This is a genomic window from Paenibacillus terrae (assembly GCF_005217525.1).
GTDB classification, from domain to species: domain Bacteria; phylum Bacillota; class Bacilli; order Paenibacillales; family Paenibacillaceae; genus Paenibacillus; species Paenibacillus terrae_C.
This window is the reverse complement of record NZ_PNXQ01000011.1, coordinates 17,419-33,420: the sequence shown is the minus strand read 5'-3', so window position 1 is coordinate 33,420 and position 16,002 is coordinate 17,419. Positions and strand designations below refer to the sequence as shown.

16 protein-coding genes and 1 pseudogene are annotated in these 16,002 nt (G+C 48.6%); 3 read left to right on the top strand and 14 right to left on the bottom strand.

The genetic code is table 11. From position 1 onward, the window contains the following. Nucleotides 1-1,184: helix-turn-helix transcriptional regulator (locus C1I60_RS09015; protein ID WP_252361643.1), on the top strand; the 1,184-nt coding region annotated here is incomplete at its 5' end. On the opposite strand, the gene C1I60_RS09010 is transcribed toward C1I60_RS09015, so the two are convergent. Together C1I60_RS09010 and C1I60_RS09005 are read right to left on the bottom strand one after the other, a co-directional pair. Beyond that, entirely contained in the window at nucleotides 1,114-1,701 is a 588-nt protein-coding gene (locus C1I60_RS09010; RefSeq protein WP_137061587.1) for a GNAT family N-acetyltransferase, read from the bottom strand. The genes C1I60_RS09015 and C1I60_RS09010 overlap by 71 nt on opposite strands. A gap of 119 nt (nucleotides 1,702-1,820) precedes the next feature. After that, nucleotides 1,821-2,945, bottom strand: a complete 1,125-nt coding sequence (locus C1I60_RS09005; RefSeq protein WP_137061414.1) for an NADH-dependent flavin oxidoreductase — start codon at nucleotides 2,943-2,945, stop codon at nucleotides 1,821-1,823. Between the two features lie 375 nt (nucleotides 2,946-3,320). Between C1I60_RS09005 and C1I60_RS09000 the strand changes: the two genes are divergently transcribed. Next, the gene (locus C1I60_RS09000) at nucleotides 3,321-4,076 is read left to right on the top strand and encodes a TspO-related membrane protein (RefSeq protein ID WP_137061413.1); all 756 of its coding nucleotides are present in this window, start codon (nucleotides 3,321-3,323) and stop codon (nucleotides 4,074-4,076) included. A 90-nt stretch (nucleotides 4,077-4,166) separates the two neighbouring features. Here C1I60_RS09000 and C1I60_RS08995 read toward each other — a convergent pair whose 3' ends face one another. From C1I60_RS08995 to C1I60_RS25475, 7 genes are all read right to left on the bottom strand, one after another. Next, complete coding sequence (locus C1I60_RS08995; RefSeq protein WP_014279543.1) at nucleotides 4,167-4,547, bottom strand: RidA family protein; 381 nt, start codon at nucleotides 4,545-4,547, stop codon at nucleotides 4,167-4,169. 73 nt (nucleotides 4,548-4,620) lie between these two features. Further along, complete coding sequence (locus tag C1I60_RS08990) at nucleotides 4,621-5,331, bottom strand: NAD(P)H-binding protein (RefSeq protein ID WP_137061412.1); 711 nt, start codon at nucleotides 5,329-5,331, stop codon at nucleotides 4,621-4,623. A gap of 51 nt (nucleotides 5,332-5,382) precedes the next feature. Beyond that, entirely contained in the window at nucleotides 5,383-6,828 is a 1,446-nt protein-coding gene (locus C1I60_RS08985; protein WP_137061411.1) for an ATP-binding protein, read from the bottom strand. A 174-nt stretch (nucleotides 6,829-7,002) separates the two neighbouring features. After that, nucleotides 7,003-8,505, bottom strand: coding sequence for an HD-GYP domain-containing protein (locus C1I60_RS08980; RefSeq protein ID WP_137061410.1), 1,503 nt, complete (start codon nucleotides 8,503-8,505; stop codon nucleotides 7,003-7,005). Between the two features lie 817 nt (nucleotides 8,506-9,322). Beyond that, nucleotides 9,323-9,631, bottom strand: coding sequence for a LexA family transcriptional regulator (locus C1I60_RS08975; protein ID WP_137061409.1), 309 nt, complete (start codon nucleotides 9,629-9,631; stop codon nucleotides 9,323-9,325). Between the two features lie 104 nt (nucleotides 9,632-9,735). Next, complete coding sequence (locus tag C1I60_RS26135) at nucleotides 9,736-9,858, bottom strand: hypothetical protein (protein ID WP_264083493.1); 123 nt, start codon at nucleotides 9,856-9,858, stop codon at nucleotides 9,736-9,738. Nucleotides 9,859-10,053: 195 nt separating this feature from the next. Continuing rightward, on the bottom strand, nucleotides 10,054-10,215 hold the full coding sequence (locus C1I60_RS25475; protein ID WP_252361642.1) for a hypothetical protein: 162 nt from the start codon (nucleotides 10,213-10,215) through the stop codon (nucleotides 10,054-10,056). Between the two features lie 302 nt (nucleotides 10,216-10,517). On the opposite strand from C1I60_RS25475, the gene C1I60_RS08965 reads away from it, so the two are divergent. Continuing rightward, entirely contained in the window at nucleotides 10,518-10,895 is a 378-nt protein-coding gene (locus C1I60_RS08965; protein ID WP_137061407.1) for a VOC family protein, read from the top strand. Here C1I60_RS08965 and C1I60_RS08960 read toward each other — a convergent pair. The 5 genes and pseudogenes from C1I60_RS08960 to C1I60_RS25470 form a co-directional block, all read right to left on the bottom strand. Continuing rightward, nucleotides 10,871-12,868, bottom strand: a complete 1,998-nt coding sequence (locus C1I60_RS08960; RefSeq protein WP_170970766.1) for an FAD-dependent oxidoreductase — start codon at nucleotides 12,866-12,868, stop codon at nucleotides 10,871-10,873. The genes C1I60_RS08965 and C1I60_RS08960 overlap by 25 nt on opposite strands. A gap of 156 nt (nucleotides 12,869-13,024) precedes the next feature. Next, complete coding sequence (locus tag C1I60_RS08955) at nucleotides 13,025-14,317, bottom strand: homocysteine synthase (RefSeq protein ID WP_137061406.1); 1,293 nt, start codon at nucleotides 14,315-14,317, stop codon at nucleotides 13,025-13,027. Nucleotides 14,318-14,558: 241 nt separating this feature from the next. Next, on the bottom strand, nucleotides 14,559-14,771 hold the full coding sequence (locus tag C1I60_RS08950) for a hypothetical protein (RefSeq protein WP_434784382.1): 213 nt from the start codon (nucleotides 14,769-14,771) through the stop codon (nucleotides 14,559-14,561). A 94-nt stretch (nucleotides 14,772-14,865) separates the two neighbouring features. Then, entirely contained in the window at nucleotides 14,866-15,093 is a 228-nt protein-coding gene (locus C1I60_RS08945) for a hypothetical protein (protein WP_212734452.1), read from the bottom strand. A gap of 193 nt (nucleotides 15,094-15,286) precedes the next feature. Next, nucleotides 15,287-16,002: pseudogene (locus C1I60_RS25470) on the bottom strand (collagen-like protein); the annotation flags it as partial.

The window sequence follows — 16,002 nt, the reverse complement described above, 5'->3', positions numbered from 1 at the left end:
ATACCCATCTTTCCATCACGCCTTTACGTGAGGAACTGCATCTTCCTGCGGCTATTCATATGTGCAATGCAGCTGTGATGAGCACCACTCAACTGGATGCCGACATGCTGGACAAATACAAGACGCGGCACACGCTTCTGGGCTTTTCCCTGATGAACATCTGCAACGAGTTTCTTGGGAATTCCCAAACCGGGATTGCGTTCCGCCATCTGGAGCGCATGGACGAAATTATTCTGCTGTATTGGGGCGAACCGTCCCGCTGGCCGCTGCTCTTGCAGGATATCCACACTGGGATAAGAACGGCGTTGCGGTGCTATATGCACATTGGAATCGGCTCTTTCGGTGCCTTTCCCGTGGCGGCGGCCACAGCCTACCAGGAAGCACGGCAAGCACTGTGGAAACGAGATGTGCTGCAAGCAGCAGACTGGCTGCACAACAGCTCTCTAGCACGACAAGCGGTGCGTCTTCCCCAGCTACCCGAGATGGAGGAAGAGCTTCGGCTTAGTGCGCTTAGCTGCAACGCCAGTCGTATAGCTGCGGCGGCTGGCCGCTGGATATCAGCCGTAGCCGAGCTGCCTTCGCTTACAGCTGAGCAGCTGGTCGGCTGGAATCAGGAGTTGGACTGGATGCTGGCACGTTGGCTGAATGACAGACCCGGAGATGCAGCGGACGAGGAACTGGCAGACGAGCACGGCTCTATCCCTGCACTGCCGATCGACAACCGGGGCTCGCTATCCCTGAGTCTATGGCAGAAGCAGATCGAAAACCGACTGCTGGCAGCCGGGCAGGCACTTACACCAAGCCATAGCCCCAGCAATCCTGTTATCCGTGATATTGCCCGCTTTCTGGATGCTCATTACGATGAGGACATTTCCCTACAGGATATGGCGAGCCGTTTTTATCTCAGTCGAGAATATATTTCTCGTAAATTCAAGCAGGAATACGGCGTTAATCTGTCCGAGTATCTATGTCGGATCAGGATGGACAAAGCGAAGCTGCTGCTGTTAAATGACAAGCTCCGCCTTCATCATATTGCCGGTATGGTTGGTTATCAGGACGAAAAATATTTTGGCAAGGTATTCAAAAAACTGGAGGGCGTAACACCCGGCGAGTTCAGAAGACGCCATTCTGTAGATCCTCAGCCGTTAGCGCATACAGCACATGATCTTCCCAGACACCATTAATTTTCAAATAGTTCAAAGCCAGCCCTTCCTGGCGAAATCCGGCCTTTTCCATTACTCGATTGGATGGCGTATTTCTTGGCATAACCCCGGCCTGAATGCGGTGCAATCCCAATTCATTGATGGCGTAACGTACAATATCCTTTACTGCTGAGGTAGCGTAGCCTTGTCCGTGATGTGCAGGATCTACGAAGTACCCTAGATTCGCATTTTGAAAAGGGCCTCTGGCTACGCCCGATAGCTCCATTCTGCCGATCAGCTTATCCTTTTCCGGCAAAAAAAGTCCAAACGTATATCCCTGCCCGGCTTGAGCAGCCTCAAGGCCAATGGAGATCAGGCGGGCCTGTTCCTCCAGCGTAAAGTAAATTTCAGGCCGTTCCGGCTCAAATGGCTTAAAAAAATCAAAATTTTCGCGTCTAATCTCCAATAATCGTTCTGCATCACTTACTTGTAAAAGACGAATCTGTAGACCCGGATGGGTGGACTCTATTGAGAACAAACCATTAGCTTCATGTAACATTATCATTTTCCTTCTTTCTCTGTTTTTCGTATGCATGCAGCCACAGAACAGTATAATACCCTGGGTGTATGGAAGCAACCCAGGGTATTATCGGTATTATCATCCATTTCATTCGGGATTTAGTCTGTAACAGGCATCCAGCCAGGTATCGTCGTCAACGCACCCCACAGGTAGTCTGGAATGACCAGTTCCTGTTGAGCTTGCTTGGACAATGTCGTGCGGATCGTATCTTCTGTTCCGTTTTGCACCTTCTGAACCCATTGCGGCTCCATCAGAAGCGGACGTCCCAGTGAAACCAGCGGTACACCTGTCTCCAGTGCGCCGAGAGCTTCGTCCGGCATATTCAGCGAGCCGACGCCCATGACAGGCACACGGTCACCTACCTTTTCATGAATGATAACGGTACGGGATTGTTCTGCACTGCGGTCACGAATGGACCCGCCGAAGAAATGATTAACGGAAATATGCAGGTAATCCAGCCCTTGATCCGCCAAGCGGTCTACGAGCACGAGCGTATCGTCCAATGTAATGCCTGGCGTGTGTCCCTCTTCGGGAGACAAGCGATAGCCGAAAACGAACGGCTGCTTCGCATGCTCTGCGATCACTTTCTTCACTTCATGAACAACCGCCAGCGGGAAGGTCAAGCGTTTCTCAAGGCTTCCTCCCCATTCGTCGGTACGAAGGTTGGAATGCGGGGAGAAGAACTGCTGCACCAGATAACCGTTCGCGCCGTGAAGCTCGACACCGTCATAGCCCGCTTCAATCGCGCGGCGAGTCGCTTCGCCATAGGCACGGATAACACGGTGAATATCATCGGTGGTCATTTCACGCGGCACAGGTGCGCCTTCTTTTTCCTCAGCAACCGCGCTTGCGCTGATCGGCTGTCCATCCGGTATTTGATCCGGTGGGCACAAACGACCGCCATGATAAATTTGCAGAATCGCTTTTGCACCCTCCTGATGAATCGTATCAGCCAGACGGCGCAGGCTCGGAATCATTTCATCCTTGTCCGCACCAAACTCATTTACAAAGCCTTTACCATCTGGAGTCACGTACACGCAAGCGGTAATGACCGCACCTACACCGCCGGAACGTTCACGGTAGTAAGCCAACTCCTGGTCACTGACCTCACCATTTTCATGAGACGCAAAGTTGGTCATAGGTGCCATCGTAATACGATTTTTCAATGTAACGCCGGATGGCAGGGTAAAAGCTTCAAATAACGGTTTATATTTCGGATTCATTGGGTATTCTCTCCTTTAAATGAAATCAGATCAGACGGATATAAGCTGTTACCATGATACCGAATACGAATTCAAGGTAACTTTACTTTAGTTTACTTTACTCATGAAGCATGTGTAATTGCTTACTTAAATACAGTGGCTTCAACAACCACAGTATAATAATAAGTTCATATAAAGTCAAATAGTTCCCGTTTAGTCCTCCTACCTGACAGCGTTTTAGCTATCTCAGTGCTGTGCCACTATTCATTCTTCCTGTATCGTGAAACTTTTTGCAGATAGGACTTGTTTGGAAGCAAAGTGGGTATATTCATAGTAGAAGATTGTGACCAGTCGGTCATTCCACGGTTTATGATTCATATAGGAGGAGATGCCCCTATGTCACGAAGTCACCCATTCAAATGGTGGAATATCCTTGCCTTTATTGCTGTCATCGTCGTTAACATTCTGGCTTCCACACTGCCCATCGGCGGAAGAAGCACTGCTGCTGTATCCAACATGTATCCTACTTTGCTGACACCTGCGGGTTATGCCTTTTCCATCTGGTCGGTTATTTACTTGCTGCTGGGCTGTTTTGTTGTGTATCAGGCCACATCGGCAGGACAAAACAAGACGAGCGTCCAGTCTATCGGGATTTTCTTTATTTTAAGCTGTATCTTTAACATCATCTGGATTTTTTTGTGGCAGTATGTATATGTAGAGTTGTGTGTGATCGTCATTATACTTTACTTGCTCTCTCTGGCTGTCGTATATGTACGCACTCGTACGCCGCAACCCACCCTCGGGGAAATGTGGTTCGTTAAGCTGCCGTTCAGTCTGAACCTTGGCTGGGTAACCGTCGCTACGATCATCAACATCACGGTGGCACTGAAAAAGAACGAATGGAGCGGCTGGGGGATCAGCGATACTACCTGGGCGATCATTATCCTGGTCGTTGGTACTGTGCTCGCCATCATGGTCAGCTTCCCGTATCGTGACAGCATTTATCCACTTGTGTTTGTGTGGGCTTATGTCGCCATCGCCATCGAGCATCCAAGCAATGAAAACGTGCGGCTGGCTGCATTCATTCTGGCCGCAATCATCCTGGTGTACTCGCTATGGCTGTTCTTTGCCCGTAACCGGGACCGGGACTAAAGGAATCTCATCACGTATAACACACGCAGAAAAGAACTTCCATTTCTACATCAAGTGTGGATTTTGGAAGTTCTTTTCTGTTCCTGTAGCCTATTCGCCTTTCAGGGCGATAACTTCAATCTCTACCAGCGCATCCTTCGGCAGACGTGCTACCTCCACCGCACTACGAGCCGGATACGGCTGCTCGAAGAAAGAGCTGTACACTTCATTTACACTGACAAAGTCGTTCATATCTTTCAGGAATACGGTCGCTTTCACAACTTGGTTCAGGCTGCTTCCAGCCGCTTCCAGAATAGCTTGTACGTTGCTCAAGGACAGACGAGCCTGCTCCTGTACATCCTTACCAAACTCACCTGTCGCCGGATTCAGTCCAAGCTGTCCCGAGGTGTAAATAAAACCGCCCGCCTCTACAGCCTGGCTATAGGGCCCAATAGCGCCGGGCGCTTTTTCAGTAGCAATTGTTTTTTTCATATGGGTTGAATTCTCCTTCCTGATCCTGATTCTCCGTATTATAGCACGGTAAGTCCAAAGCCACTATTCCGTATTAATGACTGTTACGCTCTGTCCCTGAATCACCCTCACCGGGTGTCAGCTCAGCTCCGATGACCCGAATGATTTCATTCGGATAAATATGTACGCCGCTCGCATGCGCGAGAGCGATTCGTACCATAGCCCGTGCGATCACCGAGGCCGGGATGGCGCGGTAGGAAGCCAGTCTGCCCGCCATCACGCCATCCAGTGCCTTCATCACGACAGCCGCGGCGGCTTCGCCAAAACGACGTTCGGACCTTGTGCCTAAAATCAGCGACGGACGGAACAGATGCAACGCAGGCAAGCCAATATCGGCAAGTGCCTCCTCAGCCTCACCCTTCGTACGGTTGTAAAACACGCGCGATTCCGGGTCCGCTCCCATTGAGGAGATGGCGAGCATCTGCACCGCACCGGCCTCTTTGCCCAACCGGGCGGTCAGAACCGGATAGTCCAGATCCACCTGACGAAACTGCTCCCTGGAGCCAGCCTTTTTCATCGTCGTCCCGAGGCAGCAAAAAACATCAGCAACCCCCTCGAAGGCAGACGCCGCTTCCTGCGGCTGCTCCCAGTCGATGAGTGCCTGCTCCAGCTTGGGATGCTTGATTTCCAGCGGACGTCTGCCCACAACCATGACGCGGCTGTATTCCTTTTGCACCAGCAGCTCCCGTACAACATAACCCCCGACAAGCCCCGTTGCACCCACAACGACCGCTTTACGTTCCACGATAGACCTCCTTTATGCCTGTGTAACCTACCTGATCCTGCACCTGTGTTATTAGGCTAGTTTAAACGGCTGTTCACCCGCCTCCTTGCTTTCAGACGGACACATGGGCAGGTACAGGGAAAAGGTGCTTCCCTTGTCCTCCTCACTCTCCAAACGGATAAAACCGCCCAACAAGCGGGATAAATCACGACTAATCGACAGTCCCAGTCCGGTTCCTCCATATTTGCGGTTAATGGAACCGTTTGCCTGCTGGAATGCCCCAAAAATAACATGCTGCTGAAGCTTGGAAATACCGATGCCCGTATCTTTTACCGCAAATACAACCCAATCTCCCTCCTGTTCCTTCCCTTCCAGATGCTGAGTGCTGATTTCCAGCAGTACACAGCCTTCATGAGTGAACTTAAAAGCATTAGACAACAGGTTGCGCAAAATTTGCTGTACACGCTTGGGGTCGGATCGAATTTCATTCGGTATATCGCCCTGCTCCTTCAAGCTGAATTCAAGCTTCTTGTCCTTAGCAGTGACTTCAAAATGCATCATCATCACCTGCGCAATCTCGCGCACGCTGACCGGCTCACTGACGATTTCCATTCGTCCAGCCTCGACTTTAGACAAGTCCAGAATGTCATTGATCAACTGGAGCAAATCATGCCCAGAGGCATAGATCAGCTCGCTGTACTGGTAAAGCTCGTCCTCATCCAGTTCTTTTCCCTGCTCGTTGATAATCTGCGCCAGATTAATAATGCTATTAAGTGGTGTACGCAGTTCATGCGACATCGTTGCCAAAAAATCGGATTTATATTGGGAAGCCACCATTAACTGCTTGGCCCGTTCTTCCAAAATGATTTTCGTCTTCTGTAACTCATCGCGCTGTTCCGATAATAGCTGATTCGCCTGTATAATCTGATAATTACGCATCTGCTCCATCTGAAAATCACGTAAAATCAGCGCAAATAAAAAGCTGAGCACAATGCCGATAGGCAAAGTGAGAGGGACAACTTCCGCCACATAATAGTGCCATGGAATGACGCCCAGAAAGGCAATATTCAACGTATTTACGATATTAACCGCTAAAATGGTCACCGATGCCTTAATAATCAGACGGCAGGTGGAACGGCGCATCCAGTAGTTCAACCCGGCGCACAGCACGCCCAGAATGCTCATATTCAGAAAACCGGCCCACGCCGCCATATTCACACCGAAGGTAAATCTTGTAAGCCCGATCGCTACCCCGATAATAATAAGCGTATAGGAGCGGGGATATACCAACGCCGCGATAATTAACGGCACAAAGCGCAGATCAAAAATAACCGTCTCGCTAAAGTTAAAACCGAAGCAAGAGCTAACCCATCCGCCAAATACCACCAGCAGTACTGAACTAATATATTTAAATTGCGAAGAGGTACGGCTTAACCCATATTTATAAATTACGTTCGCCACATAGGCAACGGCAATCAGCATCCCCAGATTCATTAGAAACATCATTGAAAATTGCATGGACTCACACTCCCATAGCGCGAAAAATTGGATGCCAGGCCTATGCAGACCACTTTTGCCGTTCTCGTATATCATAACATGAAGCTTCAGCCTTCGACATGCCTAAAGAGCGTACATCTCTATATACAAAAAGCGAACCGCAACGGCTCGCCCTAGTGGATACACAGTATAGGGTCAACTCATGATGCCTTTGTTCCGGCGCCATTCATCGACAAATAATTCGGCAAAGTAAGGGTCCCACTGGGTTCCTTTTCCCTCTTCCAATATCATAATCGCTTTTTCTTTAGGCATACCCTTCCGATATGGGCGGTCAGACGTCATCGCATCATACGCATCCGCTACGGCAATGATCCTCCCAAATAACGGGATATCTTCTCCGCAGAGTTGGTCTGGATATCCTTTGCCATCATAACGCTCATGGTGCGAACGCACGCCGGGCAAATAAGGGGCCATGGCATATGCCGGCTCCACTTGGCGGAGAATGCTTTCTCCCATAACCGGGTGCATTTTAATCTGGTCAAATTCCTCGTCCGTCAGCTGATCATCCTTGAGCAGCACGGCATCGGCCACACCGATTTTGCCTATATCATGCAGCAATGCTGTTTTGCGCAAAAGGTCAAGCTCCGTCTCGTTCAAGCCGCCTCTTCGCCCAATAATCACCGAATATTCAGCCACACGCAAAGAATGCCCTGCGGTATAGGTATCTCTCGCATCCAGCGCTGCCGCCAAGGTGGTAAAATAGCTTTCCAATAGCTGACTATTCTTGTCTTCCCGTTCCTTCAATCCCTCGACCATGATGTTAAAGCCTTCAACCAGCTTCGCAAACTCGTCAGAGTACAAATCATTAGCCTTATCGTTCAGACATCCTTCCTTCACTTCATTCATCTTTTCCAGCAAATGGTGAATCGGCTGCTCAATCTCACGGGTTAACAGCCATCCTCCCAGATAAGCAAAGGCCACACCAAATAGTAAAATCGTGCCCGCCCATAGCCAATAGGAGTTGGAAAGTGCTTCATCCAGACGTTCCAGCCGAATCTGCGTAGCCAGGCAAAACAAAAAAAGCGGAAATGCACCAATCAACGTTGCACTCAACTGAAATTTGTGCCGGAGTGATAGTAACACCCGTCCCCGAAGCGATAGGTTAATTCCATGTTTCTGATAAGTCCGGTCTCTAATTTCTACCAGCAACGGACGGATCGCCCTCATTGTCAGGAAAAATTCAATCATCGCGTGCATTGAAGCGACCAGACAAGCCCCTATACAGGCAATCCCCACATAATAGAAGGGCAAGGTGAGCTGTCCGGTATGAATCATCCATATAGCTATACCAGCTGCCGGGATGGAAAAACCGAGCAAATGCGGTCCCATAATACGTAACACAGAAAGATTAGGCAGACGGTGAATCCGTATATACATCGCTTCTACATCCTCGAACGTCGTCCACTCATCCAGAAAAAAATGACGAACTGGTCTCAGATGCATCCGAAATACCAGCGTTTCACATACAATCATAATGATACTGGAAAAAGCAATGATCTTCATAAGACCTAAAAATTCATAACGGGCTACATTTAACGTGGAAAATATAAAAATCGCGCCTACCAACAGAACAGCGATAAACGATCCTATAATATAGTTCAGGATAACATACTGAATAAAACGCTTATAGATCGGCAAAATGCTACCCCTCTTTTCATCCGTACACTCACAAAACATCTTGTTTATTCAATATCGGAGTCCGGTCGGCAAAAGTTAACCTTCTTGCTTGAGTAATCTGCACAAATCCTATAAGCGCCTTTTAATCAACCATATATAGATTGAAACACTTACGTTCGTCTACATATCTCACTTGCGAGTGTAAACATTTAATTGCGCAACATGCTGCCTCTGCTCTTCACGAGGCGAAGAAATTGCAAACTTGCATTTTAGAATCGTTCTTGCTATACTATTAAAGTATGTATTAAACCCCATAGGATTCCGCGCAACAAGCTATTACTCCTAATCACCGCATGGAGCTTCTCCAAATTTTATGTATAACCCTAATGTAGAATTTTGAGCTTTTGCCGAAGATTTTCACATTCACACTGGCGCGGTCATCGGAGCCGCAAGGACGAAAGAGAGGTAGGGCTTTTGTCGTTTGGAAAATGAGCAGTGGAATCGGACTGCCCCTTATGAACATGCTGACCATATTATGCAAGGCAGCAGGGGTTGAACATATATGATGCCGTCGAACCATGAAGTTCGAGCAGGCCGTGCAGTATACGCAAGCTGCACCCATCCTCCGGATGATCCCCGGGGGATTTTTAGTGTCCATATATATATCCAGTAGCACCGCCGAGAGCATCTATGAACAAAAAAATGACCCTTCCGATACATCGGCAGGGCCTATAGCTTGATCAAAAAGGGGTTAATAGGGTCATTATAGTCCCCCTTTCTTAAAACTAAATGATATGCACCTTAAAAACTCATTAATTTTCCAGCTATGTGTTCTACTCTAATAATTCGTCCAGTATTCCGTGCCGCCCAGCGGCGTGGTTGGCGTAGTTGATCGCCCTGTTTCCGGGCGGGTGACTCGATCCGTCGAAGGCCGCTCCCATCCTTCCAGTAAAACCACATGCTGAGTACTGGAGTTATTTTCCCATGTAATATAACGCTCCTGTTCCATATGCCGCAAAGCGGCTGTAATCTCACTGTCCCTCTTCCCCGTTTTGACGGTCAATTCGGTCATCGTCGGCATATGGCGATGCTGGGCAAAATAGTTATACAAAATTCGTAACAGCTTTCGTTCCAAATCAGGCAACATCATCTTTCCTCCCACTATAAAGAACATATGTTCCCATTATAGCACATAAAAATGCACCCTCCTACTGGAAGCTGCATTTTGGACTTTTACGGTCCGGTTCAAATTCAGTTTTTTTCTTTCTCCTGCCGACCGACAGAACGCAGCCACCAGACGATTCCACCAACGCTTCCTAATGCCAGAACCGTCAGGAAAATAATATAGAACAAATGAAATGCACGATCACTCATAGCAATCGCCTCCTTACTATATGTATACACTTCCCAACTAATCCTGTAAACCTCTTTTTGGAACCCGGACCTGTTTTTTTCCATACACTCCACAACAGGGATCTTCTTGAGGTAAATCGATACATGCTAATTAAATACAAAAAGGGCTTTCGGCAAATGACCGCAAGCCCTGATTCATCTGAGGTTAAGGCTGAATTACGCCTTGTTCTTCCTGCTATATTTAACGAAAGTAATCACAATCGTCACAGCAAACAATATTCCGGTAACTACCCAAGTTGTTAAAAATGCCATTCCCGAACCCACATTAGCTCCCATCGTCGGGTGCTTCACCGCTGTAAGTACTGAACCTTGCACCATAAATATCGTACAAAATAAAACGATGGGCACCAGAAGAATGGTACTCGCAGTCCTCCGGCTACCTGATACCGCAATCACGCTTAGAGCAGAAATTACCAAAATCACAAAATATATAGTCGCTTCCCACAGCATACAAATGCTCACCGTCCGATCTTTTTTCTATCCATTCGTAAATGTCCCTTCTATTGTAACAGACGTCACACAGTGAACCAAGCCATAATTTGAAATGAAAAGGGGTAAACTCTGTCAGCAACGTAAATAATGTATACTAACGACATAAAGACCTCGAAGGAGATGAACCCATGAGAAGCGCAAGTCCTTTTGTCATTGTAAACGATGTCCAGCAAACGGTGGATTATTATCAGTCTGTTTTGGGCGGAGAAATTAAAGTACTGAACAAGCAGGAAGGCAGGCTTTTACACGCTGAGCTTCACCTGGGCAGCAGTCACATCCATTTTTCCGATTCCTACGGTAAACCGCTGAAAGCGCAGCATGTACAAATCATTCTCGACTTTGACAGCGAAGAGGAGCTTAAGCAGGCTTACCATGCACTGGCGAAAAAAGGTACCGTTGACGTAGAGCTTCAGGATACTTTTTTTGGTGCCCTGCACGGCGAAGTGACAGACTATCTCAATCACATTGGATGGGTTATGAACTATTTTAAAAACCGCCGTCCTTGAACTGTTTTGCGCACTACAGCCTTAACCTTGTCATGAGACACTCCCAGAGATTCCAGCGTATTCCCGGTTTTAAGGCACCATGCTTCAATATCTCTCGCAAAACCGAAATCGGTTGCTATAACCTCCAGTTTTTGTCCTTCTTCCATAGCCTTAACGGCTTCATATACCTTGAGAATAGGACCGGGACATTGCAATCCACAAGCATCCAGCAGGATCGGCTCTGTGTGGGGACCTACGAATTCTTCCCCAACTCTCGAAGGAACGCCAGACCCATCTTTAGCTTCCTCGTCCTCCTCACTCCCTATAGGCAGATCAGAATCAGAATTCCGTTCAGCCATAACTGAATATGTCTTGTAGCCACCATCAACGTTTCTCACCTGATATCCGTATTGGGTCAGCATTCGAGCCGCAATATAGCCCCGCAAGCCGACCTGACAGGATACCGCGATCTCTTGATCATGGGGGATTTCCGACATTCGTCCTCTCAGCTCTGCCAAAGGAATATGGATAGAACCCGGGATGACTCCTGCTTGCAATTCCACCTCATCCCTGACATCAATAATAACACCGCCTGTGCGGTAAAAATCATCGACTTCATGCCATTGCATCGTGTGGACCAGCCCATCCATGATATTCGAAGCCACATAACCAGCCATATTGACAGGATCTTTGGCTGAAGAATACGGAGGTGCATAAGCAAGTTCGATATCAGCCAACTCACGCACCCCCAAATGTCCACGAATGGCGGTTGCAATCACATCAATTCTTTTGTCTACCCCATCTGCTCCAACGGCCTGTGCCCCGTATATCATTCCTGTTTCCGGGTTAAAGAGCAGCTTCATGGAAATGGGCGATGCCCCAGGATAATAACCTGCATGCGAAGCAGGATGAATATGAACAGCCTTATAGGGAACACCCAGCCGCAGCAATGTTTTTTCATTATTGCCTGTAGATGCTGCTGTCAAGGCAAACGTCTTAATCACGGACGTTCCGAGCGCGCCATCATAAGAAATGGCCTGGCCGTTCATATGATCCGCCACCAAACGCCCCTGCCGATTGGCTCCCCAAGCCAGCGATACCATCGTTGCAAAACCGTGATTGCGATCCTTGACCTGAATGGCGTCGCCTACCGCATAAATGGCCGGATCACTGGTTTGCAGTTGGGCGTTCACCTGAATAGCCCCGCGAAAACCAAGCTTCAGTCCGCTTTGCTTGGCCAGCTCATTTTCGGGAACAACACCAATCGCAAGAATAACCAAATCCGTCTGAAGCATACCTCCGGAAGCCAAACGGAGCCGTGTACCCTGATCTGCAAAAGCCGCGACCCCTTCCTTTAAACGCACCTCCACCCCGTTCAGCTTCATATGCTGTTCCACCAGTCTAGCCATTTCAGGATCTAGCGGATGAAGCAATTGTTCTCCTTGGTCGATAATCGTTACCGCAAGTCCTCGCTCCCGCAGATTCTCAGCCATCTCCAGCCCGATAAATCCGCCGCCGATGACAGTGGCATGTCGCGGATGCTTTTCATCTACATATGCCTTAATCACGTCCGTGTCAGGAATATTTCTTAGCGTAAATAGATTAGTGGCTTCGTTTAATCCTGGAATATCCGGTATCATCGGTCTGGCACCTGGCGACAAAACCACCATATCGTACGGTTGCGCTCCCTTTTTCCCTGTCATCACATCACGAAAGCGAATGAGCTTCTGCTCCCGGTCTATTTCGATTACTTCGGTGAGCACCCGTACATCTATATTAAAACGCTCCCGAATCCCTTGAGGTGTCTGGAGAAACAGCTTCTCCCGCGCATGGATCGTGCCGCCAATATAGTAAGGAAGACCACAGTTCGCAAAAGAAACATGCTCTCCGCGCTCAAACATTATAATCTCGTCTTCCTCGTTCCATCTACGCAATCTCGCCGCAGCAGAAGCTCCACCTGCTACCCCACCAATAATAACTATCTTTCTGCCCATTTCTTCTTCCTCCTTATATACCCTATGGGGTATAATATATACCTATGGGGGTATGTTGTCAATGCTATTTCTCCATAACCTAGACGCCAAAAAAGGTGGAGGTTGCCCCCCACCTGATTAACCACAAACCAACGACTCTGGCCTCTGCTCACTTAACTACTGCTGGCTGGCCGCGATCGCCTGCTCCAAATCGTACAAAATATCGTCTATCGCTTCCGTCCCGACGGACAAACGCAACAGCTCTGGCTTGACTCCGGCAGCAACCTGTTCCTCCGCATTCAACTGCTGATGCGTTGTGCTAGCCGGATGAATGATCAGAGATTTGGAATCACCTACATTCGCCAGATGGGAAAATAGCTTCACATTTTCAATCAGCTTGCTTCCCGCCTGACTGCCGCCTTTGATGCCGAAGGTCAGGATCGCCCCTTGCCCCTTCGGCAAGTATTTTTGGGCTAACTCGTAGGATGGATGGCTTGGCAATCCGGTGTAGCTGACCCACTCCACATCCTTGTGGTTTTCAAGATATTGCGCTACCTTCAGAGCATTCTGGCTATGTCTTTCCAGCCGCAGATGGAGTGTCTCCAAGCCCTGAAGCAGCAACCATGAGTTGAACGGTGAAATAGCTGCCCCCAAATCACGCAGCAGTTGTACCCGCGCCTTGATAATATATGCAATAGGCCCCACCGCCTCAGTGTATACAACCCCATGATAGCTCGGGTCTGGCTCGGTCAGTCCAGGGAAACGGCCACTTGCTTTCCAGTCAAACTTGCCACTGTCTACGATCACCCCACCGATGGACGTTCCGTGTCCGCCAATGAACTTCGTCGCAGAATGCACGACAATATCCGCTCCGTATTCAATGGGACGCAATAAGTACGGGCTTGGGAACGTGTTATCCACAATCAACGGAATACCGTATTCATGCGCAATCGCTGCTACAGCTTCCACATCCAGCACATTGCCCTGCGGATTGCCAATCGTTTCGGCATATAACGCCTTCGTTTTATCCGTAATGGCTTTACGGAAGTTCTCCGGGTCATCCGAATCCACAAAATGCACCTTAATGCCCAGCTTGGGTAGCGTCGTGGAAAACAAATTATATGTACCGCCATACAGACTGGATGCCGACACAATTTCATCCCCTGCTCCGGCAATGTTCAGGATGGAAAAGGAAATGGCCGCTGCTCCCGAAGCCGTCGCCAACGCGCCAGCCCCTCCCTCCAGAGCTGCGATCCGCTGCTCAAACACATCCGTGGTCGGATTCATCAGACGCGTATAAATGTTGCCGAACTCTTTTAGCGAAAATAAATCAGCCGCATGCTCGGCATCCCGAAATCCATACGAGGTGGTTTGGTATAACGGAACGGCGCGGGCAAAGGTAGTAGGATCAATTTGTTGTCCGGCATGGACAGCGAGTGTTTCGAATGACAGCTTGCGATCTTCTGACATGGTGATTTCCTCCCTTGTTATACGTGCTGTAAAGCGCAATCATAATGATTTTTCATTCATTCTCGCACAAAAAGAACAAATTGGGAAGATAATTCTCATTATTCAGGTAAGAATTATAATTATTCACATAGCTGTCGCTGCCAGCAGGGATTTTGGATGAGACTGCCCCGAACGCAGTGCTGAATTTAAAGCCTAAGCCTCTCTTGGGCGGGGAACTAAAACGAAAGGACTCCATACCCGGCTACAAGTCCGTGGAGTCCTTTAAGTCTGCTCGAAATTCAAACTGTTCTCGTATAAAATCTTTACTGGCGATTCTAACCGACTCTGGCGTAATTTCTTCCACCACTCCACCATAATCCTCAAATGTCACACGTAATTCCTCATCGACGGATACAACGTATACATGTACCTGGGTTAAAGCCGCTCCAAATAGCTCCATGTCTGTTTTCAACATTTTATATGTATGCTTCAAGACGATCACCTCAAATATTTCATTCGGTGAACAATATAGCAATTCCTCCTACGACAAAAATCTCTCTGTGTTTGTGTTATCCTTTGTTCTTCACGAGACTCAACTGAATGTCACTTCGTCCCTCCCCTTCCAACCATAGCAGTTCGTTAAGCAAAAAAGTCATGCCATCCATAGAGCGTAGCTGGTCAATGGTTTCTGAAACAACCTCCATAAGGTCACGCTGAATGCCTTCCATTACCGTGATTTCATGTTGTAGTGTTGCATTATATTGTTCAAACGCTGTTCCCATTTTCGTATCCCTCAAAATTCCTGTTTACTGGAATTCGAGATAGCGGATGTCTGTAAAATGCCACGCGTGGCGGGCCGCTATCTCTGCCGAGGGATACTCTGGAGGAAGAGGAGGACGTTTGTACGTCCTTCTTTTAATTATGATCATAAGAAAAGCCGTCCAGTTAAAGATAGCAAATTTCTAGATTATCTAGATGCAAGATATCTTGCTATGCTAATTGTGTGATAACAAGATGTGCTGAAACGGGTCTTGTTCCTCCAGCGAGAGGAGTAATCGTAAGTGCAGTGGAATTGCCAGCAGGATTTCGAACAGTCAGTATGGAATTAATGACCGTCGTTTGCACTAAAGCCATTTCTACGATTTGCGATGTACCTGTTGCACGTCCAACTACAGTATAGGCGAGATCCGCGCCATTGAGTGTCAAGATGAGTTGTCCAGCTTCGGTTACACTAACCTGAAAGAGCACCTGATAAGTCCCTATTGCTGCTAAATTAAAAGAGCTAGGACCGGTTCGGGTAATAGTAGTCCCGCTGGTAGGGCCATTTTGCGGAAAACTTACGTCTGTACCCGGAGCAACAGTTGCTGCATTATCAGGAGGCATCAAGGCAAAAAAATCTGCAAATCCCAATACACCCCCTGCTGCTCCTGTAGCACCTGTCGGTCCGACCGGACCTCCCGCTGGACCAGTTGGACCTGTGGCTCCGGATGATCCCGCCGTACCTGCTGCTCCTGTAGCGCCAGTGGCTCCCGCTGCTCCTGTAGCGCCGGTTGCTCCCGCTGGCCCAGCCGCCCCTGCTGCTCCTGTAGCACCTGTCGGTCCGACCGGACCTCCCGCTGGACCAGTTGGACCTGTGGCTCCTGTTGGCCCAGCCGCCCCTACTGCTCCTGCAGCTCCAGGAAAGCCTTGTGGGCCTATAGCTCCAG

Excerpts from the sequence above, each read along its gene's own strand:
- C1I60_RS09010 (WP_137061587.1), bottom strand. The coding sequence starts at position 1,701 with ATGTTACATGAAGCTAATGGTTTGTTCTCAATAGAGTCCACCCATCCG.
- C1I60_RS09005 (WP_137061414.1), bottom strand. The coding sequence starts at position 2,945 with ATGAATCCGAAATATAAACCGTTATTTGAAGCTTTTACCCTGCCATCC.
- C1I60_RS09000 (WP_137061413.1), top strand. The coding sequence starts at position 3,321 with ATGTCACGAAGTCACCCATTCAAATGGTGGAATATCCTTGCCTTTATT.
- C1I60_RS08995 (WP_014279543.1), bottom strand. The coding sequence starts at position 4,547 with ATGAAAAAAACAATTGCTACTGAAAAAGCGCCCGGCGCTATTGGGCCC.
- C1I60_RS08985 (WP_137061411.1), bottom strand. The coding sequence starts at position 6,828 with ATGCAATTTTCAATGATGTTTCTAATGAATCTGGGGATGCTGATTGCC.
- C1I60_RS08975 (WP_137061409.1), bottom strand. The coding sequence starts at position 9,631 with ATGTTGCCTGATTTGGAACGAAAGCTGTTACGAATTTTGTATAACTAT.
- C1I60_RS26135 (WP_264083493.1), bottom strand. The coding sequence starts at position 9,858 with ATGAGTGATCGTGCATTTCATTTGTTCTATATTATTTTCCTGACGGTT.
- C1I60_RS25475 (WP_252361642.1), bottom strand. The coding sequence starts at position 10,215 with ATGGTGCAAGGTTCAGTACTTACAGCGGTGAAGCACCCGACGATGGGA.
- C1I60_RS08965 (WP_137061407.1), top strand. The coding sequence starts at position 10,518 with ATGAGAAGCGCAAGTCCTTTTGTCATTGTAAACGATGTCCAGCAAACG.
- C1I60_RS08960 (WP_170970766.1), bottom strand. The coding sequence starts at position 12,868 with ATGGGCAGAAAGATAGTTATTATTGGTGGGGTAGCAGGTGGAGCTTCT.
- C1I60_RS08955 (WP_137061406.1), bottom strand. The coding sequence starts at position 14,317 with ATGTCAGAAGATCGCAAGCTGTCATTCGAAACACTCGCTGTCCATGCC.
- C1I60_RS08950 (WP_434784382.1), bottom strand. The coding sequence starts at position 14,771 with ATGTTGAAAACAGACATGGAGCTATTTGGAGCGGCTTTAACCCAGGTA.